This window comes from Thermogutta hypogea (assembly GCF_055386265.1).
Map to the genome: position 1 here is coordinate 2913141 of NZ_AP042425.1, position 24978 is coordinate 2938118.

Genomic DNA, 24978 nt, shown 5'->3' on the forward strand with positions numbered 1-24978 from the left:
AGCCGCTGCATCACCAGGAGGATTCCCGGACATGGAGACCCTCACTGTACGCGAGGCGCGATCGCCCTCGGCCGTGGGGCGCGAAGTCCGCCTGCAAGGCTGGGTTCGCACCCGACGCGACTCCAAGGGAGGCTTCAGCTTTTTGGAATTGAACGACGGTTCGTGCCTGGGCAACCTCCAAATCGTCGCACCCGGCGAATTGCCCAACTACGAGTCCGAGATCAGACGATTGACCACCGGTTGCAGCATCCTGGTGGAAGGCGTGGTCCAGGCGTCGCCCGGTGAAAAGCAGGCCGTGGAGGTCCTTGCCCGCCGGATCGCCGTCCTCGGCTGGGCGCCGCCCGAATCCTATCCCCTCCAGAAGAAACGGCATTCCTACGAGTTTCTGCGAACCATCGCCCATCTCCGCCCGCGCACGAACTCCTTTGGGGCGGTGATGCGGGTCCGCAATACCGTCTGCCGTTCGATCCACGAATTCTTCCAGGAGGAGGGGTTCCTCTACATCCACACGCCGATCATCACCGCCTCGGACTGCGAAGGGGCGGGCGCCATGTTCCGCGTCACTACCTTGGATCCCACCGCCGCACCGCCCGCTAAACCCCAGGACGACTTCTTCGGCAAACCCACCTATCTCACCGTCAGCGGACAGCTCGAAGCCGAGGTCTTCGCCTGTTCCTTAGGCAAGGTCTATACCTTCGGGCCGACGTTTCGGGCGGAAAATTCCAATACCACACGGCATTTGGCCGAGTTTTGGATGGTCGAACCGGAGGCCGCCTTCTTCCAACTGGCCGACAACATGGATCTCGCCGAGCGGTTCCTCAAACGCATCTTCCGCGACGTGCTGGAACGCTCCTCCGAGGATATGGAGTTCTTCGCCCGCTGGGTGGAGCCGAGCGCCGTCACGACCTTGGAGCACGTCCTGCAAGAGGAATTCGTCCGTCTTACGTACACGGAAGCCGTGGAGATCCTGCGGCAATCGGGCCAAGACTTCGAGTTTCCCGTCGAGTGGGGCCGGGATTTGCAAGCCGAGCACGAGCGCTACCTCACCGAAACCCACTTCCGCAAGCCGGTCATTCTGACCGACTATCCGCGGACCATCAAACCGTTCTACATGCGACTCAACGAGGACGAGCGGACGGTCCGCGCGATGGACGTCCTTCTTCCCCGCGTGGGAGAAATCATCGGCGGCAGCCAGCGCGAAGAGCGTCTCGACGTTCTAACCCGTCGCATGGAAGAGCAAGGGCTTCGCGCGGAGGATTATTGGTGGTACTTGGACCTGCGGCGATTCGGCACGGTACCGCACAGCGGTTTCGGGTTGGGATTGGAACGGGCCGTTCAATTCATCACGGGCATGGGCAACATCCGCGACGTCATTCCCTTCCCTCGCACGCCGGGCAGCGCAGAGTTTTGATTTTCCGCCCCTGCGCACCGCCGACCGCGTCCGCGCGACGCTGTGCCGACGATCGAGCCAGGTCGTCGGGCGCCCCGGCTTCAACGCACGATGGACCGCGCGGGCGGTTCGGCGAAACGGACGGGCGATTCCTCGCCTGCCGGTACGGGAGCGGGCGTCGGCCGCTGCGAATCCAAGACCGCCACGTGCTCGGCGGTAAGCAATCGCCGCTCCCCGCTGCCTGAGAATTTGCCCATGACTCCCACCGTTCGGCCGACGTACGAGCGGACGACCGTGCCCGGCGCCGGATTGAGATAGGCCAGGACGCGGCCGTCCTCATCGGTCAAGGCGTAGGGCGGATCGCCCGGCCGCCGCACGTGTGCCCGAATCAGTCGGCCGACCGCGTCGAATCGCCGCCGGCGAAGTTCCATGAGTTCGCGAGCGATTTCCTCGCGGGTGGGAATGGGACGGGATGCCTCGGCCGCCGGTGACGTATCGACCCCGGCGACTCGATTCGTCGAAACCCCGTCGGCGGCGGCCCCTACGGCCGCACTCGCTCGGACCACGCCTTCGGAAGCGAAACCATTCGACGGGATTCCCGCGGTCGTGCTCCCCGGCGGGGGTGATGACGGCCATGCCATCGCGGTGGGCGGCGGGGCAATGCGCGTCGGCCTTTCGGCGACGGGGAGCGGCGGAAGCAACATTCCCGAGGGGACGGGGCCTCGCCCATCCGACGCCGCACGCACTTGGGACGACGGCCCGGCCGCGACGCTCGCTTGCCCTCGCCCGGCGTCTTGCATCACGCCCCGCGACTGCGCCGCAACCCTCTCCGCCTGCGCGATTTTCTCGGCGAGCTTGGCGGCCCGATCACGAGCCTCACCGTCGGGGGCCGCCGCCCGCAAATCCACCGCCCGCTGCTGCAAGTCCGACAGATTCCAATCCTCGGGCCGTTCCGTCAATCGGGCGGCCAAATCCAATTCCAGGGCCTGAGCCTGCCGTGCGAATTCCTCCGGCGTCCAAGGCGCGATGTTGCGACTGGGTACGACCGGCCGGCTGAATCGCAGGTCCGGGGAAAGCCCGCCGGCTTCCCGGCCGAACGCCGCCGAGGAACGTTCCCGCATCGATCCCGGCGACTCTCCCGGCCCGGTCATGGGACGCCAGCCGCCGGCCCCGCCATCCGCCGGCAAGACGCCCGATGTCGCGACCACGCCCGAGCCCGATCCGTCGGCGGAATTCTCGGACCGCGAATCGTACGCGGCCGCGATCGGACGGGAGCCGACCGCCGTGCTCGCCGCGACGGACGAGAGCTCCAACGTTGCCGGGTCTCCCGTGCCGTCGGCCCCGGCATTCCGGCCGGGATCGCGCGGAATGGGAACCGTGGGAATGCGTTGCGGCTTAGGCTCCAGGGATCGGCTCGTCAATTCCGTTTCGCCGCCGCTACGGTCGGTGACGGCCGGCGTTTGCGCATAGGTCCCCGCAAGAGACCGCTCCGCAGCAAGCGGAAGACCGGATCCCGCGGCGGCAGGCGGCAAAGGCTCGCCGCTTCCAGCCGCTCGCAGCGATGAGCTATGAATCCACCGGAACTCCCCCGAAGGCGGGCGAATCTTTAACCAAGTTTGCTCCGCGGACACTCCGTCGCGAGAGGCGTCCCCTACTCGGCGAGCGTCCAGCACTTCCAACAATTCTCCCTCTTGCAAGGTTACGTGCGAGAGGCTGCGATCGGGCACGTCCACGCCGCCCACATAGCAGGCCACCCCCGGCCGGATTATCTTCGCCAAGCCGTTGGGCAAGAGTTGCGCGGCATCGGCGAGCACCCAACTGTAGCTGCCATCCGGCGGACGGATGGCACACCAACCCCCGGGATCGTGCCGATACACATCCACCTCCGACCCGAACGCCAGGTAACCCGTCACCGGATAGGCCTGACCGGGACCGCCGCGCACCCGCGCCTCGTGGCTGACCACATAGGCCTTGTAGGGAAAAGTCGCGGCGACGGCTTCCACGGCGACGATCACCGTCGACGCGAATATTACAGGCACCACCCAGGCGAAGCGCCGAGTCTTCATCACGGGACCGTCCTCTCACCTTGGAAAGGCACACGGCGGCGGAAAAACGCCGTCAGCCGAATGCGCGCAGGACCCTCGAGGTTTCCCGGCTCCAACCGCCATGATCCGTGCGCCTCCCCGCGCGGGACCGCGATCGTCCGGGAATCCGCCTTGACGGCGGCTTATACGTGATCCGGGAGGATTGGGCAAGAGCGATCCGCCGGGCGAAGGACGCGGCGAAGGACGCGGCTGGAAGTGATGCCAAAAGGCGGAGGGAAGAGAAACTTGCCGCAAACCGTAGCATGTCGGCTCAGGCAGCGGCGCGGCGGGCTCCTCCTCCGTCCCGCACGGCAGACAACGTGGGCGAAGCCGGCTCATCGTCGCCGGAGGGTGATTCCAACTCGTCCGATTGCAAGGGAACCTTCCGAGCTTCGGCGGGCGGGGAAACCGGCGTCCGAACGTCCGCCGCCGCGATGGCGACCCGCTTCTCCTCCAACAGCCGTTTTTCCCGCTGGATTTCGGCATACCAGGGTCTCGCTGCATCCAGCTTTTCCAATTCGCGGAGCAAACGGCCGGCCTCATCCAGGCGACCTGTCCGCCGCCACAGCGAGACCAAGAGGAGCAGGGCTTCCGCATCGCGGGGGTTGCGGTGCAAGAGGCGGCCCAACAGATGCTCGGTTCGCGACCACTCACCGCGAAGATAGGCCTGCAAAGCCGTGGGGAAAAGGTCCTCGCCGGGCAAGGGCGCGGCGGCCCGGCGTCGGCGCCGGTCGCTAAGAACCGCCCAATACACGGAATAGGCCCAGCCTGCCGCCAAGAAGAACCAAGCCCCGCGGGTGAGCAAGGACGGCCAAATCTCCGGCCAAACGAACGTCGCCACGAGACAGAGATGAAACAAACAGGCGAAGGCCGCGGCTACGAGAAAGGTCCCCCAGCCCGGTTCCAAAATCAGGGGCACGGCCCCCGGCCACAAATAGAGGAGCCAGGTCCTCCTGACCATTCCCCACCGCTCCTTGCCAACGCGAAACCGTCCAGCCGAAGTGGATTTTAGCCGCTTGAATCCGGGCAAGCAAGGCAGAAAAGGCAAGCCGCTCACGTGCGATCGGTCAAAGCAAAACGATTTCCGCCACGCCGCCGGGACCGACGGCCGTCGCACCCCCGCGTCAAAGAAAGACAGCGACCGAGACCTTTGCCTCGACCGCTGTCTTTTCGTCGAAAACATTATCCCTCGCCGCCCGCGCGGTTCGCGGTAGGCTTTGGGATGCGGGGTATCGCCGCGACTTATAGTTTCGCCAGCCGTTCCACCAAGTCCACGGTCCGGCAGCTATAGCCCCACTCGTTGTCGTACCAGCTCACCACCTTGACCAGGCTGCCCTCGATCACTTGGGTCCAGGGGGCGGCAAAGATGGAGCTGTACGAGCAGCCGATGATGTCGCTGGAGACGATGGGGTCCTCGGTGTAGAGCAGAATGCCCTTCATCTTGCCCTCGGCAGCCTCCTTGACGGCGGCGTTGATCTCGGCGGCTTCCACCGGTCGCTTCAATTCCGCCACCAAATCCACCACGCTGCCGGTGGGGACGGGTACCCGCATCGCAATGCCGGTCAGCTTGCCCTTCAATTCCGGAATCACCAACCCGACGGCCTTGGCCGCCCCGGTGGAGGTCGGAATGATGTTGGCCGCGGCCGCCCGGGCGCGATACAGGTCCTTGTGAGGCAAATCCAGGACCCGCTGATCATTCGTGTAGGCGTGAACGGTGGTCATCAAGCCGCGGACGATGCCGAACTTGTCGTTGAGCACCTTGGCGACCGGGGCCAGGCAGTTCGTGGTGCAACTGGCATTGGAGATGCACGTGTGCTCGGGCTTCAGTTGGTCGTCGTTCACGCCCAACACGCAGGTGAGGTCGGGCGTATCCTTGGCGGGAGCGCTGAGGACGACCTTTCTGGCACCGGCCTTGAGGTGGGCGCCGTAGCCCGGCTTGGCGTCGTCGCCGCGGGCCGTGAACACGCCCGTGCTCTCGACCACGACCTCGGCCCCCAGGTCCTTCCAAGGCAGCTTGAAGGGGTCCTTTTCCGCACAGACCGGGATCTTCTTGCCGTCGATGATCAGATTCTTGTCATCGAAGTCGACGGTCCCCTTGTACATGCGGTGGACGCTGTCGTACTTGAACAGCATGGCCAGGGTCTTCACGTCCGTAATGTCGTTGATGCCGACGATTTGGAACAGGTCGGGCTTTTCCATCATGCGGCGCGCGACCAACCGACCAATACGACCGAACCCGTTGATACCGACGCGAATGGCCACAGGATACTCTCCTTACTCCAAGAACCCCAGAAATGCACCCGACCGCCTAGTGCGAGCCGGGTCCCTCCAAGACGGAATCCGACGACTACAGGATACGAGCGCAACCCCGCTCCCGGCACGTCGGTCTTAACCATCAGAGAATACCGAATTCCCGGATTATATCGGCTTGCCGACTTGCCCACAACCGCCGGAGCTTCGGGAAACCGTCATCGGAGGGCGACGGTTTCGGCAGGATCGGCATCCGCCACAATCGGATCAGGCTCCGGCTCACTGTGTGGTACGGGGCCTCGCAAGAACGCCAGGACGCCCTCCACCACCAGCCACACCGCCATGGCCAGCACGATCACCGTGGTTACGAATAGCGACCACTTCTGCTGATGGTAGAACTGGATCAAGTTCCAACCCATGGCCCAGGTGGTCATCTCCAACATGAAAAGCATGGGGATCAGCGTGTACCACACCACGCGGCGCTGTTGATAGAGATAGACGCTGACCACTAACAAGGCCAACCCCGCCAAGAGCTGGTTCGTCGTGCCGAAGAGCGTCCACAAGGCCTTTCCCGCGGGCACGACGGCAAAGAAGCCGATGCCCAGCACCGCCGCCAGGGAGGCCGCGACGCGATGCGTCAGCAGGGAAACGCGCAACGATCGGCCGATCTCCTCGACGTTGAATCGCAGGAGCCTCGTTGCCGAGTCCAGGGTGGTTAAGGCGAAGGCGGTCACGGTCACGGCGATGAAGGTCCGGCCGAGCGGGACGGGAATACCGACTTGCGACATGAGATTGGCCCCGCCGCGCACGACCGCGTTGAGTTGCTTGGCCAATCCCCCGCCGCCGATGGCGCTCCAGCCGGCGTACAGGCCCCCGTCGCCCCAATCGGCTCGGCTCAAGGCCGCCGTGCACGCCGCGATCACCAGGACCGCAAGGGCGGCCTCCGTCAGCATGGCGCCGTAACCGATCGGCACGGCGTCCGATTCTCGATTCAATTGTTTGACCGTGGTCCCGCTGGAGACCAGTGAGTGAAAACCGCTGGCCGCCCCACAGGCGATCGTCACGAAGAGCAGCGGAAACATGGGCGGAGCGTCGGGGACGTTCCAGCGGATCATGGGGGCGTCGATTTGGGCGAACTCGCTCCCGGTGAACGCCGCCATCGCCAAGCCGAACCCCAAGAGCAGCAGCGCCACGTAGAGCTGAAAGCTGTTGATGTAGTCGCGCGGTTGCAGCAACAGCCAGACGGGTAGGACGGACGCCAGGAAGGCATATCCCAGCAACGCCGCGATCCAGGCGTAATTGATTTTCCACAGCACGGTTCCCGGCCGGTTGATCGCGCCCAACTCGGCGACGGCTTCGCTTTCGCCCCGGGCCTCGAAAAAGTCCACGGCCGCCCGCGCGCCATAGGGGCGATCGAAGCCGGGGCGACCCATTTCCGGTTTGGCGGCCTTGGCCTCTTCCAGCAAGGATTGGGTTTTCGGCGAGCAAAGCCAGGCGTAACTCAAGATCGGTCGCTCGACGCCGTAAACGATCAGGCCCGCGAAAATCGCCAGCGCCACCACCGTGGCGGGAACCAGGGGCACCTTGAGCCGATAAACGGTCAGGCCGAAGATCACCGCCACCACCATCAACCCCGCCGCCGGAATGACGGCATCGGGATTGTAGTTGACGAACATGTCGGCCAACGTATTGCAGAACGCCCCCATGGCCAACGACATGAGAAAGAAGATGATCAGCAGGGCCAACAGCCTCGCCCGTGAACCCATCAGGTAGTACGCCACCTCGCCCACGGATCGTCCCCGATGCCGAAGGCTGATCAGAAGCGATCCCAAATCGTGAACCGCCCCGATAAGGATGGAACCGAAGACGACCCAAAGCAAAGCGGGTACCCAGCCCCAGATGACGCCGATGGCCGGCCCGAGGATCGGCCCCAACCCGGCGATCGAGGCGAAGTGGTGCCCGAAAAGGATGGGGATTCGGGTCGGCACGTAGTCCACGCCGTCCTGCATCGTATGCGAGGGCGTGGCGCGACGCGGGTCGAGTCCGAAGACGCGTCCCAAGAAGCGTCCGTACGTGAAGTAAGCCGCCACAAGCACGGCGATTGCCGCCAGCGCCGTCACTGCCGCGTTCTCGAACATGGCCGACCTCCACGAAACGCCTCACCGCACCGGCGGGGTTACGGACGAAGCTGCGAAGAAGGGGCGCGGTCTACCATCGACGATGGGCTACATACGACCCCGACAAACCCGGCCGCGCGCCTTCCAAAATACAGCGCGCCTCAGTAACCGGCAACAGGTATTCGACGGCGTATCCCGACGCCGATCGAAACGGATCTGGGAAAATTGCTGCAACACCGCCCGGCATCGGTGACGAGCATTGCTGCCGCAAGAGGACGGCCCCACCGTCGAGAGCGCCCTCGCTCGCCAAGCACGGCTCCGCGGTACGGCGAAGCGATCGCAAGCCCCGAAGCAACGTCGATCCGCCGCGTTTAAGGTGAGCCGATGCGGAGGACCCGGGTAACGCCCGGCTGCAAGTCCAGGGTTATCCTCGGTCCGATGCCCACGGCTTGCCCCGTCAAGAGGTCGATCACCGGCCCCTGGGTCGCGGTGTCGATCTCTACCGGGCCGTCGGCGGCCGCATGGAGCACGACAAACGGGCCGTTCGCGTAGACGTTGCAATCGGTCCGGGTAAACAGGTGAACCCCGGCTTGCCTTGCAACCAGACGGACCAGCTCGCTCGTCAAACCCGGCGGCCCCACGAACAGCGAGCAACCGCTGCCGGTTCGGCGCAGGGCCACGGCCGGCGTTCCGTCCGGATACACGAATAGGGTTTCCTCCGGCTTCGCATCGACCGGCGCAAACAGCGGCCGGACGGCTTGTCGGACACCGAAGTCTTGGCCTAATCCGAGCCGTTTTCCCGCCTCGGTCGGCACGGCCCAGGCCTCCGCTTGGACGGTCTCTTGCAGGCGGAATCCGGTCAACTCTTGCATCGCCTCGGGCGGGGCGATCCGGTCCGGTTCCTGATAACCCGGCGCGTAGCACCAGATTCTCGCGGCCCCTTCCGTCTTGGCGATCAGCGCCCGGCGCTGCTCGGGAGACAGGCACCAGGGGGTGAGGAACACGTACATTTTGGCCTGCACGCGTCCCGTCGCCACGTCGTCCAGCAAGTATTGGCCGTAGGGAGCTCCCATGCGTCCCAGGGGTCGGCGGACTTCGTACACGGCCGGCCGAGTCAGCGCGTTGCCCCCGGCGGCGACGCGAATCATGCTTTCCTCGTCGATGACGGCGGCGACCTCGGGCCGAAAGGCCCTCGGCCGTTGCAGCAAGGCTTCATCGAGAGGTCGCAGGGCCTTCATTTGAGCCCACAGGGCCGGTTCGTCGAACCACCCGCTCGCGCCCAGATCCATCCACCAGGTCCCGAAATTGCGCACGGCGCATTGGCCGGTGTTGCGAAGCAGCATGGCGTTGGTTTGCTCCAAGGTATCGGCGCCGTCCTGCCAACCGGGAAAACGGCCGGTAGCGATGTGGGTGCGCGTGTCGTCTTCGTAGAGCCACATCTTTCCGGCCAAAGCGACGCTTTCGGCCGCCGTCATGGCCGGACCGCTCTGCCCCAGACCGCGATCGAAATACGAGATGGGGGAACAGAGCACGTCGATATCGGGGCACTGGAGCACTTGCCGCAGCGCATAGTGCCCCGAGACGGCCGCTCCGTTGGCAATCGCGCCGAACTCGAACACATAGCCGTAAAAGAATACGACCAACTTGCGTCCTTGCGAAGCCTCGCGGACCGTTCGCGCGAAATGGCCGACGCATTCGGCCATCATTTCCTGCTGGAATCGGGCGAAGTCGATCAACGGTCGCTCGCGGGCCGGGTCGCGCAGGACGCCGGCGGGCGCAGCGCGGCGCGACTCGGGCGACGGCACCACCGCCTCGGCGCAACGCGCGGCCGGATCGCCCCACGCCGCCTGCAATGCGGCGTCCGATCCGTAGCGTCCCTGAAGCCAACGCCTCCAGGCGATTTGCGATGCTTTCGAGTAGCCGTTGAGCGGCGAGAGCCACGTATCTTCGTAAAACCACTCGCCCGTGTTCTGACCGCACGGGTGATAGCCGGCCACATGCTCGCCGAACCGTGCTTCCAGGTATTCGACCAAAGCGCGGAGACGCTCCGACGCATCCGCGCGATATTTCGGCGAGGCCGGCACGGCCGGTCGCCGCCGTTGATCGCCGCGATCCCACAACATCACGTCATCGGGATTCGCCTCGCACCACCAAGCGGGCGGATCCATGGGAATGCGGGGCAACAGCATGGCCTGCGGATTCGCCTCCAGCACCCGGCGGCAGGCCTGATCCACCGAAGACCAATCCTCCGCTTCGCCCGGCTTCGGCCACGGCATGTCGATGGGAAAACTCACGAAATCGACTCCCGCATCCGCCGCCAAGCGGATTTGCGAGGCGAAATGACCGGGCGGTCCGCCTAGGTACATATAGCGTTGTCCCGGCCGATACAAGGCGATGTTCAACTGCCGGGATGGCTCGGCTCGGGCCCAAAAACTCACCTCATAGCGGCGACCTTTGTGCAACGTGAGGTTGGGGTGATGGTAGATGTGAAAGTCGGGCCAATTTCCATCCGCCGGGGCTTTCAGCTCAATTCTCAACCCGGCGCTCCCGTCTTGACCGGCGTCGGGCGCGACCTCGATCGACCCCACCGTGTTGCGTTGATCCGGAGGCCAAACGGACCATTCCCGCGTGAAATCGGCCATTCCACCCTCGAAGCGGCAAGGCGGCAGCACGTCTTTCCCGCCGGTCAGATCGACGATGCGAACGTCGTCCAAGGCCACTGTCCCCGGCTCCGTCCCAAAGCGGAAATGGAGGGTTGCCCGCCCGGGCTCGTCGTCCTCGGCTGTGAATTGAAAGGCGACGCGTCGGGCCTCGGGCCCCACAGGTACAAGGCCGGGGCCGGGCGCCCCCCAAAACATGCGAGCGCGGACGGGCTTACCGTCGACCACCAGCCGAGGCGCGCCGTCCACCACCTCCACCCGCACCGACTCCGCGGCTTGGCCGGCTCCCGCCCCAACAAACATCGCGGAAAGAACGCGAAGGCAGATCGCCCCGAACTTCGGGAGTGCTCGAATCATGGATGAATCCCCTCGCAAACGCAATTCACGCATCCGCGCCGGGCATCGAGGAACGGCGCGCAGACCGCGGGCGGGAGGCTCGAAAACGCATGCCCTCCCCGTCAAGCTTCACGGATCAGCAACTATGTCGCCGCTGGAAACGGCGGATTACGCCGCGGCGAAGGGATCACGCTCCGGCCGCGACCGCAGCAGGTCGGCCTCCTCGTCGCCGGGAAATTCCGCCTTCAGCGGGTCGAAGGTCAGTTTTCGGTTCAGAATCCAGGCGATCGCCGCGGCATGGCAGGCCGTGTGGGAGTGATACATCACGTCCTCATTGCAAACCGGCTTGCCGCGGCTCTTGACGCAATCGAAGAAGTTGCGGGCATGGGCGGTCACATCCAAGCCCTTGACGCGAGCCAGCTCCTCGGGAATCTCGCTCTTCAGCGATTCCGGCTGAATTTCCACGCCGCCTTCGTCGCCCGTCTCGATCCAACCCTTGTCTCCCACATACCGTACGGGACAGGTCCCCAGCGCGGTAATGAACTTGGGTGCGCGGTCGCCGAACGGCGTCTTCAAGAAGTCGAGGATGACCGTCAATCCGTCGGCGTAACGACAGATGATCTTGTCTTGGGCGGGTTCGTACTCGACGGGCATGGTGTCGTCGGCTCCGGCCGCCCATTGGCAAAGGTCGAGGGTGTGGGCGCCCCAATCCAGCAGCTTCGCGCCGGAATCGAAATCGAACTGCCCGCGCCATCCGCCTTGTACGTAGGCCTTGTTGTACGGCCGCCACGGTGCCGGACCCAACCACAGATTCCAGTCGACCACCTCTTTGGGAGGCGTTTGCTCGCGCGGCAACCAGGTGTTGTCTAGTTGGGGTTCGTAAACGGAGGCGTACAAGGTCTGGAGTTTTCCCAGTTTGCCGCTTCGCGCCAACTCCGCGGCAAAGCGAAAGTTCGGCACGCTGCGGCGCTGTGTACCGGCTTGAAAGACGCGGCCGGTTCGCTTGGCCGTATCCGCCAGTTGGCGGCACTTGGCGATGGTGATTCCGCAGGGCTTTTCGCTGTACACGTCCTTGCCCGCCTCCATGGCCAGCATCGAGCCGGGGGCGTGCCAGCGATCTCCCGTCGCCACCAGCACCGCGTCGATATCCTTGCGGTCCAGCAGCTCGCGCAGGTCGCGGTAGGTATCGCAACGCGTGTTGGGGAACAATTCCTCGATCAATTTCTTTCCCGCCTCGCGCCGCTCAGCCTGGACGTCGGCCAAGGCCACGCAACGGACATCGGGTAAGTTGGACATCGATCGCAAGTCGTACGTCGCTCGGGGCCCGATACCGATGACGCCGAAACGGATCGTCTCGCTGGGAGCGGCGGTTCCCGCCGCGCCCGCCGCAGCCGGAGAAATCAACCACGGCATGGCCGCGGCCGCGCCGGCCGCCAACGATTGACCCAAGAACTCGCGACGATGACCGGGGAATGCAAAAACCATGGTTGGAACCTCCACAAATCGCGTTGGAGAAAGTTGGGTGGGCAAGGGAAACGGACACTCCTCCCGTCGCCGGATCGAGCGATTTCTTTTCCTACGCCCGATCGCCATGTCCGCACGGGAAGGAAGCGCTGTTCAGAATAGCCGCCGGAGGGAGTCTCGGCAACCGTTCACGGACGACCCTGCCGGCGATTGCAGGAAACGCCTGCCGTGGCGGCCGGAAATCGCGTCTCCATCGCCGAACGCTGGCAAGGCGTCCCCTCCCGAGCCGCAAGGGAAATAGTCTCGCTGCGACACGCACGCAGTACGACGGAGGCCGGGCAAGATCCTGCGACATGGAAGGCCGGCGTGCAGCGGCGGAGGCGGCAGGCACTTGCGGGGAAGTCGGGCCGCGGCACCGTCCCTAACACCGGATGCCGTCCTGCCCGAGGGGAAGAAGCGGCGGTTTCGTCGTACAATCGGGGATTGCGTCGCATCGCGCCAGCTTCCCAACCGGCAACGTGGTCGAGTGCTGACGTCGCCGCGGGGTGCCGCCGTGCTTTCAGCGTTCTTACGTGCCGAGCCCGTTCTTGCCGTGTCCGAGACTTTCGACCTCCCCGAACTGCCCGACTTGGAAGCCGACCTTCGCCGTTTGATCGCGGCGATTCCGCCGGGTCGCTTGACAACCCCCGGGGGATTGGCCGCGTTGCTGGGCGATCGCTCGGCCGCGGTCTGGATCGGTCATTGGCTCCTGAACCATGCCCATGCGGAGGACTGCCGTTGCCACCGCGTGGTGCGTGCCGGCGGGCTTCTCGGCGGGTATGTCGCCGGCGAAGAGACCAAGCGCGCCCGACTGCGAGCGGAGGGGGCGCTGTCGCTTGACGGCACGTGGAAACCCCAAGCCGTGCTTTCCGCGGACGACCTGCGATCGCTTCTGCCCGTTGCGCCGCTGGCGAAGCTGCGGGAACGACAAGAGGCGGTGCGCCGGGCCGTCGCCTTGCGCCCGTTGGATCGACCGCCCGACTTCTTGGGCGGCGTGGACGCAAGTTACGCTCCCAACGGCGAGGCGGTCGCAGCCTACTGTCACGTCCGCCGTCGCGACGGTCGGCTGCTGGAGCGGGTCGTGGTTCGGCGGGAGTGCCGATTCCCGTACATCTCGGGCTATTTGGCTTTTCGGGAATTGCCCGTCATGCTGGCGGCGGTGGAAGCGGCACGGCAGTCGGGACTGCACCCGGACCTGTTGTTCGTGGATGGGGCGGGCATCCTGCACCCGCGCGGGGCAGGCTTGGCATCACACTTGGGAGTGACGCTCGGCCTACCCACCGTCGGCGTCACCAAGACCTTGCTCTGCGGCAGCTTGCCGGAAGGCGAGCCGCGGCTGCCGGGTACCGGTACGCCCATCGTCTTGCACGGCGAAGCGGTCGGCACTTGTATCCGCTCAAGGTCGGGCCATGCGCGGTGCATCTATGTTTCACCGGGCCACCTCATCGACCCGGCGGATGCCGCTACCTGGACGCTCGCCTGCTTCCACCGCCGCCTGCCCGAACCGATCTATTGGGCGGACCGCCTGAGCCGCCGGCAGAGCCGCGGCACGGGATGAATTCGCTCCTTGCCGGAGAAATCCTCGCGTCCCTTGGGCGGCCGACCGTGATCCCCGAGACCGCCCGGCAGGCTCATCGCTAATCCAAGAAGTCCGGCGCGTCGTGTCTCCCCGTCCGAAGATCGCTCGACGATAGGTCCTCGCGAAACTGCTCGCGCGGTACTCCTTGGCATAGGGCACGCAAGGCGGGTGGAAGTTCCAAATCCTCAAGATCCAAGCAGCGGCCCTCTACGCAACGAGCGAAGACCAAAAATCGGCATCCGCGATCGGCGATTCGGGCGATGGCGGCATCGCGGGCCGCCGCATCGTTGCCATAGTAATGCGTGTCCGCGATCCGCCGAATGGTGTCCGCGCCCACGATGAACACCGCACCGGGAAAGCGGCGCGATTTTTCCTCGAACGTGGGCGCACGGGTCAACCAAACGCTCTCCTCCAACGAAAACTGGGCGACCCGGCGACGTAGCTCCGCGTAGTCCAACGGCGGTTTATCCACGTTCACGATCGAAATCTCGAACTCGACGGGCACGCCGAGGATTTTCTCCGCCAACTCGGCCATCCTCTGGTGGCCGGCGTGCAGGGGATTGAACGCCCCGGGAAAGATGGCCGGCGGCGCGGGACCGGTCCAATCGGCGGGCACGCCTAAACGCACGGCATCCGTTTCCCCTAGCAAAAGCTGCTGCCAAGCAGGCGGCGCCTCGGCTCGGTGCGTAAAGACGGCCTCGCCCGACAAGAGCGGCAACGCCAGTTCCGCCGAGATCCCTTTGACTTCGGCCACGGCATTCAAGATCATTCGGGCGGCGATGTCCTCTTCTTCCGGGCGCGTGCGTTTGCCTTTCTCAAGCTCCAAAGACCAGCTCACGGTGGCGGCGATGCTCTGGGCGGCCACGTGAATCCGGTGAGGCCCTCGTTTGGGTCGATCCGTGGCCAGCGAGGCCGTGCACGACACGCCCGCAACGGGAACATCGTTGTGGGAGGCGGATGCCTCGGCCCCGGCCTCCTCGCGGTGCAGGTCCAGGGCGCGGAAGAATGCCGCCATCGCGAGCCCGCGGGCGGTAGGTTCGGCACAGAACTGGTCGGGCGGAGCGCCGAGATACCGAATGACGGCACGTCGGCAGTAGGGGACGACGGCCTCCAGGACGGTCCGCGAGCCTCCCGGCACGGACAGCAGCGCGGCAAGGGCCTGGCCCCCTCCACCGGTGCATACGATTGCCACCCGGCCCCTACCCGCGTGGATGCGCTGGATCAACGATTCCGTGGATTCACGCATGGAGCTACCGCTGGATCGTAATGGTTACGAAACACGCCCTGTCGGGGGTCCACATGCCCCGCGCAGGCGTACCCGCGCGACGGAGCGCGAATTGTCTTCCCAAATGGATTGTCTTCCAAGATTCGGTTTCGGCGAGCGAATAACCTAGCGAGGTCGGGTTCCCCCGGCAGCCCATCGCCGGTGAATGCGAGCCGAGAAAAACGACCTCTCCAGTTTATGTCGCGGTCAAGGGTCAAGTCCATCGGCGCCCCAGTGCGGAGGAACGAACCATGTTGAAGAAGATTCTGATCGGGTCGGGAGTGTTGTTATTGACGGGGACGTTTTTCTTCGGGCGCGACTTCGTGAGCTATGTCCGCACCTCGGCCGGCTTGGCTCAGGAGGCGGTCGTCGACGCCGTTCCACTCGAGTTCCAGATTCGTCGAGCGCGGACGATGATCGACGGGTTGATTCCCGAAATTCGCAAGAATATGCACGCCATTGCCAGAGAAGAAGTGGAGGTCGAGCGTCTGGACCGGCAGATCGCGCAGATGCGGGAGAGCCTGGCCTCCGAAAAGGCGGCCATTGCCCGATTGCGGGATGATGCCGCCTCCGGGAAGACGAAGGTGGTTTACGCCGGTCGCGAGTACAGCGCGGACCAGGTACGGGCCGACCTGACCGCCAGGTTCGAGCGCTACAAGGTCAACGAAGCCACTCTGGCGGGCATGGAGCAGATTCACGCGGCTCGCACCCGCACTTTGCAGGCGGCACGGGAGAAAATGGAAGGCATGCTGGCCGCCAAGCGACAATTGGAAGTAGAAGTCGCCAACCTGACGGCGCGGTTGCAGATGATCGAGGCCGCCCAAACCGCGTCCTCCCTGCAAATCGACGGCAGCCGACTGGGCCGCGTCCGCGAGCTGATTATCGATTTGCGTACCAAGCTGGACGTGGCCGAGCGGATGGTGGCGGCCGAATCGCAATATCGCGGGGAAATCCCCGTGGAGCAGGCCGACAAACCGGATATCGTGGATGAAGTGACCCGCTACTTCGGCGATGAGCAACAGACCGAAACCGCGGCGGCGGAGGGCGAAGGCCTGCCGCAAGGCGACGTGGCTCAAGTGCGCTGATGGGGGAGGCACGAGAGGAGGGCTGCTTTTCCAACAGGCACTCTCCGCCTCGGCGTACGACCGCGGGAGACCCGATATGTGGTTGTTCGGCGAAAAGGACCGCATCGTCATGCCGACCCTGGACTGCTCGAGCTGGGAACGTTTCCTGCTTTGGGTGGACGGGGTCGGCGGCTATTTGGTCTGCCTGAAGTCCTCGGTAACCCTCGGCCGAGCGGAGCCGGCGGGCGGGGCGGATGTGCCCTTGATCGCGGACCTCTCCGGCAGGCATGCCCGCATCCTGCGCGAGGACGAAGGCTACTGCATCGAGGCATTTCGACCGACTTGGCTGGACGGGCGCTTGGTGGAAAGGACGACGCTGTTGCCGGACGCCTGCGAATTGCGTTTGGGAACGGCGGTGCGGCTGCGATTTCGGCGCCCCCATGCCCTCAGCGCCTCCGCTCGGCTGGAGTACGTGAGCGGACACCGCACGCTGCCGACGACCGACGGAACGCTTTTGATGGCCGATCATCTGCTGCTGGGAGCCAAGCCGCGGTGCCACGTGTTTTGTCGCGATTGGACACGGGAGGTGGTCCTGTTTCGCGAGAACGATCGCCTCTACTGCAAGACCCGGGGACGCTTCACGGCCGATGGGAAGACGGTGGAGGACCGCACCCCGCTCAGCATCGCCTCTCATGTGCAAGGGGAAGATTGGTCGTTCACCATGGAGCCGCTGACGGATTGAACCGTGCGCCGCATTCAACCCGGCGGTCGCATCGCAAAAAACGCCAAGAAGTTTGGTCGTGCGACGAATGACGGTAGAATGAAGGGGCGACGTTGGGGACATCCCGCCGAGGCGGGAGGATGGAGGATCTCATGTTGGAGACCGATATCGCCGTGGCATACCGTTCACCGAACCAGTCCGGCAGCTCCCCTCCGCCCGACGCCGCTCCCGCCGGTCGCCGCTTCTTCTATTCCAGCGGAGCGCGACCGCTGGAGGGTTATACGATCAAGCGGGGCATCGGCCACGGCGGCTTCGGAGAAGTCTATTACGCCGTCGCCGATTCGGGCAAGGACGTAGCCCTCAAACTCATCCGGCGCAATCTGGAGGTCGAGCTGCGGGGAATCGCGCACTGCCTGAACCTCAAGCATCCCAATCTGCTGGCGATCTACAACGTCCTGCAAGACGCGGACGAGAACTACTGGGTGGTGATGGAATACGTCGCCGGGAAATCGCTTCAGGATGTCTTGGCCGAGCACCCGCAAGGGCTGCCCGTCTCGGAAGCCATGGCCTGGTTCCACGGCTTGGCGGCGGGAGTCGGCCATCTGCACAAGCACGGCATCGTGCATCGCGACCTCAAGCCCGGCAATATCTTCTGCGAGGAAGGCGTGGTCAAGGTGGGCGACTACGGCCTGTCCAAGTTCATCGCGTGCAGCCGCCGCAGCGGTCAGACGGAAAGCGTGGGAACGGTACATTACATGGCTCCCGAGATCGCCAACGGCCGCTACGGCAAGGAAATCGACATCTACGCCCTGGGCGTGATGCTTTACGAAATGCTGACGGGTCGGCTGCCGTTCGAGGGCGAGACGGTCGGCGAGATTCTAATGAAGCATCTCACGGCAACGCCCGACCTGAGCGCCCTGCCCGGGGAGTTTCGGCCCGTGGTGGCCCGAGCCTTGGAGAAAGACCCCGAAAAACGCTTCCACGACGTGGGAGAAATGCTGAGCTTATTGCCGGCGCCTCCGGCGGGAGGATACTGCGGACCGACCTTCACCGCCGCATCCAGCGGTCAGGCGACGGACCGATCTCGGCAGGAAGGGAGTGGGGATGCGGAAACCGCCTACGTGCAAGCCGAGTTGGCGGAACCGCCCGACGAAGAGCCCATCTATCGCGGCGTGAAACGCGGCGTCCGTAAGCTTCGGCAGGTCTGGGAATCCCGTGAGATGACCACTCCCGTCAAGGTTCTCGTCCTGGCGGGTTTGGCGGTGCTCTTGTTTTTCAATGCCGGATTCATCTTCCCCGCCGTGGCCGGGTTACTGATGCTGTATGCCTGTTACTGGGTCGTTCGGGCCTTGGTGGTCAAGCCGCAGGCGGCGGCGACGCAGTTCCCCGGCGGGGGGCGAGCAGGCGGCCGGTTGTCGCCGGGGTTGGCGGCAGGAGAGCGGGAAACGATCGTCCATCAATATTACAGTGCCGGCACGCGCCGCCGGATGCTGCGGGCGGAATTGAGCCGGCGGCCCCTGCGACTCCGCGTCATGGAACTATTCGGCTCGATGCTGGCGTCCAGCGCCGTCGCCGCCATCGCCGTGCTGATCCTCGCCCTGCTGCGGAGCTTTCAGCAGGATATCCCTTCTTTGCCCCAGGCGGCATGGGTTTATTCCGTGGCGGTGTTCGCTTCGTGGAGCATCCTTATCGCGGGCAAATTCTGGGAGGATCGCGAGGGGGATACCGCCCTGCGGCGCTTCATCATGTTGGTGGTAGGCCTCCTGCTGGGCGTGCTCGGCTTCACCTTGATGAAGTTCTTTTTGGCGGACTTGCCTTTCGATCCCCGCGGCTTCCGCGCGATGAGCGGCAATCTCCGCTTGCCCTGGAGCGTACCCTCCGGCTTCTACGACGGCGGGGAGCCGATGCTGCCGGCCATGATCGCCGTCTTCGGCACGCTGTTTTTCATTCTGCGTTGGTGGCGACTGTGCGATCCCATGCGATCTCAACGGGTGACCATCGGTTCGCTCATCATCGCGGCCGTAGCCTCGGCCGTCGTCGCCACGGTATGGGAGTTTCCGCTCCACTGGTTGATGATGCCGGCCGTGGCGACCAGCCTTACCGTTCAAATGGCCGCCCCGTGGTTCACGCCCTTGCTCAAGCGCGAATCCCAACCTCGTTGGGACGAATAGTACGAATAGACGGATGGGGCGAGTGTGATCCGGCAGGGAGCGCGTAGCCCGGTCGGCTTACCCGGCTCGGCCGTCCCGGCCATGCTCCAAAGCTAACATGAGGCGAAATGCCATGTTTGGTTTCGCGGAACTCTTGATTATCGCCGCCGCGCTGGGATTTCCGGCAATCCTGGGGGGCATCACGTGGGTCGCCGCCCGATCTCGCGGATTTTCCGCCGTTCTGGCCGCTGTCTTCGGGGGCGTCTGCCTGATCTTGATCGGCCTGGTCGGAGTCGCGGCGGTCTTTTGGTTTCAAGTTCGGTCGGAAGTGCAGAGTCAGGTGACCGGCATCGCCTACGGACCGCCGGAGGGACTTGCAGCCGAAGCTACCCCGTCAACGGATTCACCGGTGCCGCCGAGTCCGCCGGATGCGCCGTCGCCGCCGCGCTCACCCGTCCCTATCGCACCAAACGCGGAGGCCTCCGAGGAAGCCGCGGGTGATGGGGCCGATCAGGCCGCCTCGTCTCCGTCTCCCGCCCGAAGTCCGACGCCGCTGCATACCGCACAGGCCTCTCCCCCGCCCACCTGGGTCGATGAGCGAGCGGCTCGCGTGGGCGGCGAATATCACTTTCCGATCCGCGTCGGTCCTTACACCACGCCCCTGGAGTGCGAACAAAACCTGCTCTTCGCCGTCAACCAAGCCGTGGACGAATACGTCGCCTTGTATCTCGGCGAGCAAGCCAGAGGACGGGTGCGGTTGCCTCGGGCTTTCATCGAAGAGCGGTTGATCCGGGAACGCTGGTACGAAAACCGTCCCTTTCTCGTCACCAGCACCGAGCAGGCCGAAATGACCGTCCTGCACGCCCTCCTCGTCTTCGACTCCGCGACCAACGACTACCTCAAATCGCTGTGGCGGTCCGTCCTGAGCCTGTATCGGGTGGGCGTCTTCGCGGCGGGCTTCGCGGGCGTCCTGTGGCTGCTGGCCGTAGCTTGGTCGTACTTGAAGCTGGATCAGACGTCGGCGGGTCGATTCCGCGGCCGCCTGCGGGCGGCGGCCGTCATCGCGGCCGTTCTGCCCCCCGTGCTGTTGACGCTCTTGCTAGGTTTGGGGGGGAATTGGGCCGCCACCTTGGCGGCAGGCACCTGAGGCGCGACGCGCCGAACCTGCCGTCGCACGTCTCGCACAACGACGCCGAACTCGGCCCTCGTTCCGCGGCAACACCGCCTACGCGAAGGTCTCCAGCAGCTTTTCCTTCAGCTCCCGAATCTCCTCGCCCCGGAAGCAGTACTGCATTTCCAGGAATCGTTCGCGGAATCGTGCCACCGCGTCGGCAACGTCCCGATTGCGCAGGATGACGTCCGCCATCAACTCCGCCAACTCGCCGAAGTCCTTTTCCTTCATGCCGAAGCGGGTCATCTCGGCCACGCCCAATCGCAGACCGGAGCTGACCGTGAAATTGGCGTCGCGCGGCAGGGCCTGGTAATTGACGATGATGTGATTTTTTTCCAATCGTTCGGCGACGGCTTGGCCTCGGCCTTCGCCCACGTGGACCAGCACTTGATGCGTTTCGGTAAAGCCCAAGGCGGGATCTCCCTCCACTCCGACGCCGGCCTCATGCAGGGCCTTGGCCAAGGCCTTGGCGTTGGCGACGACCTGCTTTTGGTATGCCTCGCGAAAGGCGTTCATTTCCACGGCGGCCATGAGCAAGCCGAGCATCGTCCCCAGATGATGATTGCTGAGGAAGCCGGGAAAGGCTCGGCGGCGAACCGTCTGCCACAGCTCATTCCAGGGCGAGTCCTCCTCCAACGACGCACCGATGATGCCTCGCTGGGTGCCGAAAAACGTCTTGTGCGTGGAGCCGGTCACCAAGTCCGCGCCCTCCGCGATGGGGTCTTGGAAGTGGGGCCCGAGGATGCCCAGCACGTGCGCCGCATCGAACATGAAGAGCGGCCGCTCGGCCCGATCCGCAAAAAGCTTGCGGACTTCGGCCACCGGCTCCCGTTCGATGAACATGCTCTTGCCGAAGATCACCAGCTCGGGCGTCTTGTCGGCTACAAGATCGGCGAGGGCCTGAACGTCCACACGGTAGGGATTGTCCTTGCAAACCGGGAAATGCACCACGGCGAATTTCCCGGTGGCGGGATCCTTGGCCACGTAGTCCCGCATCGGGCCCATCGGCTGGGCGCTGAGGTGGCCGCCCAGGCCGAGGTGATGGTTCAACACCAACCGAATCCTCTCCACTTCCCGCGCGGAATCACGGCGGTTTCGGTACGCCACCAAGGCGCTGAAGACCGCCATGTTCGCCGTTTGACCGCTGATCAACCGCGGCTCGACCTGCCGGCAGCGGAGATACGCGGCCATCTCTTGGATCAGTCGTTCTTCGACCCAAGCGATGAAATCCGTGCCTTGGTAGTAGTAAACCTCGCGATTGACGCTGGAGAGAAAATTGTGCTCCGCGTATCGCCCCACCGGGTCGGTCACTTGCAGGAGGCGGACCAAGGGCGAAGGCGTCATCTCCGACGGGATCAAGTTGATGCACCGCCGCTGCCGCCACTGGTGATTGCTTACCGCCCGTTCCAAGATTTCGATGGCCGCTTGTTGGTAGGACATGGTTCCGTTCTCGTAACGTCAAAAAAACAGAGTCATCTCGAAATTACCTGCGACGCATGTTTGCGAGCCGCGGCGGTCTCCGGACGGATCGCCTCCGCCGGCGAAGCGGTCGCTCCGCCGCCGCTCTCCTCAACAAGGAACGTGGATGCGACATCACGCCGTCGGCAAAATGGGCCGAAAATACGGTGGAACGTCACTTCGCCCATGACGATCGACCCATTTTGCACGTAACCGCCTGCCTCGGCTGAGGACCTCCGGAGGAAGGCCTTCATCGAGCCGGACGTCCACGTAAGCCAAGGCCACGGGCCGTTTTCCCGTTTGCGACGCCCCGTCCTGTTCCTCCCACGTTTCAGCCGAAACGGGGTTTGCGGCGGGCGGCGGCGCATCTTGCTCGTCCGAGAGGACGGCCCAGTTCCAGTACGGCGCCACGCTCCCGCTGGTAATCCAACCCACGGCTCGATCGCCGAGCACAACCGTATCGCCGTGACGGGCCACGCCGGGGTCCAAGACGGCCAACGGTCGCACCCGACGCGGCAACGCCTCGACGTCCGGCTTTCCCCCGTCGCGGAGCGCTTGCACGGCCGCGAATTGACGCGCCAGCGCCGAGCGTCCCACGAAATCGCGTCGTGCATCGTCCCAGCTCACGCCGAAGCGAGAGGTGGGAACGGCCAAAATCGGCATCGGTCGGCCCTCGGGATCGATACCGCCTTCATGTCCGAAGAGCGGCAGCGAGGCCTCCAACCGCAGCGTGTCCCGAGCACCCAATCCGATCGGTCCCAACCCCAGGGGTCTCCCGAGCTCGATCAACCGGGTCCAAATCGCCTCGGCCTGCTCGGCCGGCAGAAAAATCTCGAATCCGATCGGCTCCCCCGTATAACCCGTCCGGGAGACCAGGCATTGCGTTTGCAAGAGGGAGACCGTAAGCGAGCGATTCCGACCCGGCATGGGGTCGGAGAGCGTCGGCTGCAAACTGCGAAGGATTTGCCAGGCAGCGGGCCCTTGCAGGGCGAACATGGCGGTTGCCGCGGTCCGGTCTTCGATCTCCACCCCGAACTCATCCGCGATTGCCTGCAAGTGCGAGGCATCCGCGGAGGCGTTGGCGGCGTTGACGACCAGCACGTATTCCCCCGACTCGAAGCGATAAAGAAAGGCGTCGTCCAGGGCGGAGCCGTCTTCCTTGGGAATCAGCGTGTATTGGGATCGGCCGACGGACAAGGCGGCGGCGTCATGAGTCAAGGCGTAGCGGAGAAAGTCCGGCGTCCGGCCGCCCCGGAACCAAAATCGGCCCATGTGGCTGACATCGAACAGCCCGGCCCAGGCACGCGTTCGCAGGTGCTCCTTCAAGATGCCCGCGGGATAAAAGAGCGGCATGTTCCAGCCGCCGAACTCCGTCATCCGCGCACCATGATGCCGGTGCCAGGCGGCGAGCGGCGTTTCTTTCAGCGAATGGTCGGTCATCAGTGGATTTCAGGTCTACGGCGGCGCCCCCAACGGCACCGCATCACGAAAAGCGGCTTCCCTTGCGTCGCCGACCCGCACGAGTCCGACGGCGCTCGACAAAACCTTGATCTTGACGGTTTTGTGCGGCGATGACCAGACCCACCGAGGGAAAACAGCCGGCGCGGCCCCTCTCCGGCTGCCGTCCGGCGGCCCGTCGCCGCGCGGGCAGGAGGGTGCAGCGCTGCGCGACAAGCACGTTCCGCCCTCACGAGCCGCCTCCGCTTTCCGCCCGAAAATTGATGAGCGGTTTAGCGATATTTCGCGCAATCACCCCGCAAATGCCGACGAGTTCGTCGCGTTCATCGAGGACGGCGACGCGGACCCCGATCGGGAACGTCGGATCGATCGCGATCATGCCGCCGTTTCGCAGCCGTCGCAGGTCGTCCGCGGGCGGCCGCAGCGTGGGCAAGTGCCGAACCGCGTCGCGAGCCGGACGCAAGCAGCCCCGCCAGTTGTCGCGATCAAGGGCCCGGGGATCGACCGCCTCTTCCACCCGAAAATCACCGACGGCCGTGCGAAGCAGAGCGGCCATGACGGCCCGCGTCCCCAAGGCGATCGCCAAATCGCGCCCCAAGGCCCGGATGTAGGTCCCCGATCCGCACTCGATGCTCAGCTCCAGTTCCGGGTAATCATAGCGCACAAGGTCGATCCGGCGGACTTCCACGGTTCGCGGGGCGAGTTCCACAGCTTTGCCGCGTCGCGCCAAGTCGTAGGCCCGGCGACCGGCGATCTTCACCGCCGAATAGTCCGGCGGGCGTTGCTCAATGCGGCCGAGGAACCGCGGCAAAGCGGCCCGTACCGCATCCGGCGTGGGGATACTCCCGTCCTCGAACAGCGCGACTTCGGAATCCAGGTCGTCGGTGGGGCTGGAACGTCCCAGCAGAAACGTTGCCACGTACGACTTGGGGAGTTCGTGGATCAAGGGAATCAGCCGAGTCGCCGGACCGACGCAGACGACGAGGACGCCCTGCGCCGCCGGGTCCAGCGTGCCCGCGTGGCCGACCTTGAGCGGCCGGGCGAAACGCTGCACGATGTTCACCGCATCGCGCGAGGTTATGCCCGGCGGTTTGTTCAGGCAAAGGATTCCGGCATGCACCGCCGCAACTCCGTCATCACTTGGGACAGGATGCCGTGCCGGTGCCGTAAAACATGCTTGCCGGCTTTCGGCGACCGGGCCGTCGATGTCGTTCCGCTGCCGGGCGGGGCGCGGACCGGCGCCCCATCCCCACTCACTTGGGAGACCACTGCGGATATCGCAGCTTCAAATACTCACCGTACGCGAACTCGCACTCGGCGCGACGAAATTCCCACAAGGCCTCCTCTTCCAGCATAGTCGGCTTTACGGCGACGGGGTTGTTAAGCTCCGGCAGGAGCAAGCGATATGCCGCCGCGAGATCGGCGAATAGCAAACCGGCCTCCAAGTGCTTCCCTTCCTCGATCAGTTGACGCCCCTGCTCTTGCGACTCTTGCAAACGGTGCAAGATCGCCAATTGCAGCCATGCCTGCTCGAACGGCTGGGGCTTGCGAAACATCGCATTAATCTGGAGCCCGAGGGAGGTGTAAATGCCGAGGATCAGGACTATGAGAGGGAGCAAGAGCGAGCATCCCGATGCGTCATTTTGCCCGGTGGGCGCAGGCGGGGAACTGAGACGCGGTTCAACCGGCGCCATGCCGTCATGGGAACCAGAAAGAGAAGGTTCGCTCATTGCTTCGACCTCCAAGCAAGAGCGGCACGCAGACCCGGGCCGG

At 64.7% G+C, this 24978-nt stretch carries 17 protein-coding genes; 6 read left to right on the forward strand and 11 right to left on the reverse strand.

All coding sequences use genetic code 11. The features are described 5' to 3' along the window. Positions 1-31: 31 nt before the first annotated feature. Positions 32-1411 carry an asparagine--tRNA ligase gene (gene asnS, locus ACZ5B4_RS10480; protein ID WP_464911174.1) on the forward strand — a complete coding sequence of 460 codons (1380 nt, stop codon included), beginning with the start codon at positions 32-34 and terminating at the stop codon, positions 1409-1411. 80 nt (positions 1412-1491) lie between these two features. On the opposite strand, the gene ACZ5B4_RS10485 is transcribed toward asnS, so the two are convergent. The 6 genes from ACZ5B4_RS10485 to ACZ5B4_RS10510 form a co-directional block, all read right to left on the reverse strand. Further along, complete coding sequence (locus ACZ5B4_RS10485) at positions 1492-3456, reverse strand: SH3 domain-containing protein (RefSeq protein WP_464911175.1); 1965 nt, start codon at positions 3454-3456, stop codon at positions 1492-1494. 289 nt (positions 3457-3745) lie between these two features. Continuing rightward, positions 3746-4435, reverse strand: a complete 690-nt coding sequence (locus tag ACZ5B4_RS10490) for a tetratricopeptide repeat protein (RefSeq protein WP_464911176.1) — start codon at positions 4433-4435, stop codon at positions 3746-3748. Positions 4436-4716: 281 nt separating this feature from the next. Next, entirely contained in the window at positions 4717-5736 is a 1020-nt protein-coding gene (gene gap / locus ACZ5B4_RS10495) for a type I glyceraldehyde-3-phosphate dehydrogenase (protein ID WP_464911177.1), read from the reverse strand. A 206-nt stretch (positions 5737-5942) separates the two neighbouring features. Further along, entirely contained in the window at positions 5943-7862 is a 1920-nt protein-coding gene (locus tag ACZ5B4_RS10500; protein ID WP_464911178.1) for a carbon starvation CstA family protein, read from the reverse strand. A gap of 350 nt (positions 7863-8212) precedes the next feature. Next, positions 8213-10858 carry a beta-galactosidase gene (locus ACZ5B4_RS10505; RefSeq protein ID WP_464911179.1) on the reverse strand — a complete coding sequence of 882 codons (2646 nt, stop codon included), beginning with the start codon at positions 10856-10858 and terminating at the stop codon, positions 8213-8215. 147 nt (positions 10859-11005) lie between these two features. Next, positions 11006-12322: a Gfo/Idh/MocA family protein gene (locus tag ACZ5B4_RS10510; protein ID WP_464911180.1), complete on the reverse strand. Its 1317-nt coding sequence runs from the start codon at positions 12320-12322 to the stop codon at positions 11006-11008. Between the two features lie 571 nt (positions 12323-12893). On the opposite strand from ACZ5B4_RS10510, the gene ACZ5B4_RS10515 reads away from it, so the two are divergent. Further along, positions 12894-13898: an endonuclease V gene (locus tag ACZ5B4_RS10515; protein WP_464911181.1), complete on the forward strand. Its 1005-nt coding sequence runs from the start codon at positions 12894-12896 to the stop codon at positions 13896-13898. A gap of 79 nt (positions 13899-13977) precedes the next feature. Here ACZ5B4_RS10515 and ACZ5B4_RS10520 read toward each other — a convergent pair whose 3' ends face one another. Next, positions 13978-15165: a nucleotidyl transferase family protein gene (locus ACZ5B4_RS10520; RefSeq protein WP_464911182.1), complete on the reverse strand. Its 1188-nt coding sequence runs from the start codon at positions 15163-15165 to the stop codon at positions 13978-13980. Positions 15166-15434: 269 nt separating this feature from the next. Here ACZ5B4_RS10520 and ACZ5B4_RS10525 point away from each other — a divergent pair, with 269 nt between their 5' ends. The 4 genes from ACZ5B4_RS10525 (at position 15435) to ACZ5B4_RS10540 (ending at position 20265) form a co-directional block, all read left to right on the forward strand. Continuing rightward, positions 15435-16268, forward strand: coding sequence for a hypothetical protein (locus ACZ5B4_RS10525; protein WP_464911183.1), 834 nt, complete (start codon positions 15435-15437; stop codon positions 16266-16268). Positions 16269-16344: 76 nt separating this feature from the next. After that, a complete protein-coding gene (locus ACZ5B4_RS10530; protein ID WP_464911184.1) occupies positions 16345-16989 on the forward strand; it encodes an FHA domain-containing protein in 645 nt (214 codons plus the stop codon). 131 nt (positions 16990-17120) lie between these two features. After that, a complete protein-coding gene (locus ACZ5B4_RS10535) occupies positions 17121-19139 on the forward strand; it encodes a serine/threonine-protein kinase (RefSeq protein WP_464911185.1) in 2019 nt (672 codons plus the stop codon). A gap of 97 nt (positions 19140-19236) precedes the next feature. Then, positions 19237-20265 (forward strand): hypothetical protein, encoded by a 1029-nt coding sequence (locus tag ACZ5B4_RS10540; protein ID WP_464911186.1) that lies wholly within the window; start codon positions 19237-19239, stop codon positions 20263-20265. A gap of 78 nt (positions 20266-20343) precedes the next feature. On the opposite strand, the gene ACZ5B4_RS10545 is transcribed toward ACZ5B4_RS10540, so the two are convergent. The 4 genes from ACZ5B4_RS10545 to ACZ5B4_RS10560 form a co-directional block, all read right to left on the reverse strand. Further along, entirely contained in the window at positions 20344-21729 is a 1386-nt protein-coding gene (locus tag ACZ5B4_RS10545; RefSeq protein ID WP_464911187.1) for a hypothetical protein, read from the reverse strand. A gap of 153 nt (positions 21730-21882) precedes the next feature. Beyond that, complete coding sequence (locus ACZ5B4_RS10550) at positions 21883-23187, reverse strand: aminomethyltransferase family protein (protein ID WP_464911188.1); 1305 nt, start codon at positions 23185-23187, stop codon at positions 21883-21885. Positions 23188-23434: 247 nt separating this feature from the next. Next, positions 23435-24325: a tRNA pseudouridine(55) synthase TruB gene (truB, locus tag ACZ5B4_RS10555; protein ID WP_464911189.1), complete on the reverse strand. Its 891-nt coding sequence runs from the start codon at positions 24323-24325 to the stop codon at positions 23435-23437. Between the two features lie 133 nt (positions 24326-24458). Further along, positions 24459-24935, reverse strand: coding sequence for a hypothetical protein (locus ACZ5B4_RS10560; protein ID WP_464911190.1), 477 nt, complete (start codon positions 24933-24935; stop codon positions 24459-24461). Positions 24936-24978: the final 43 nt, after the last annotated feature.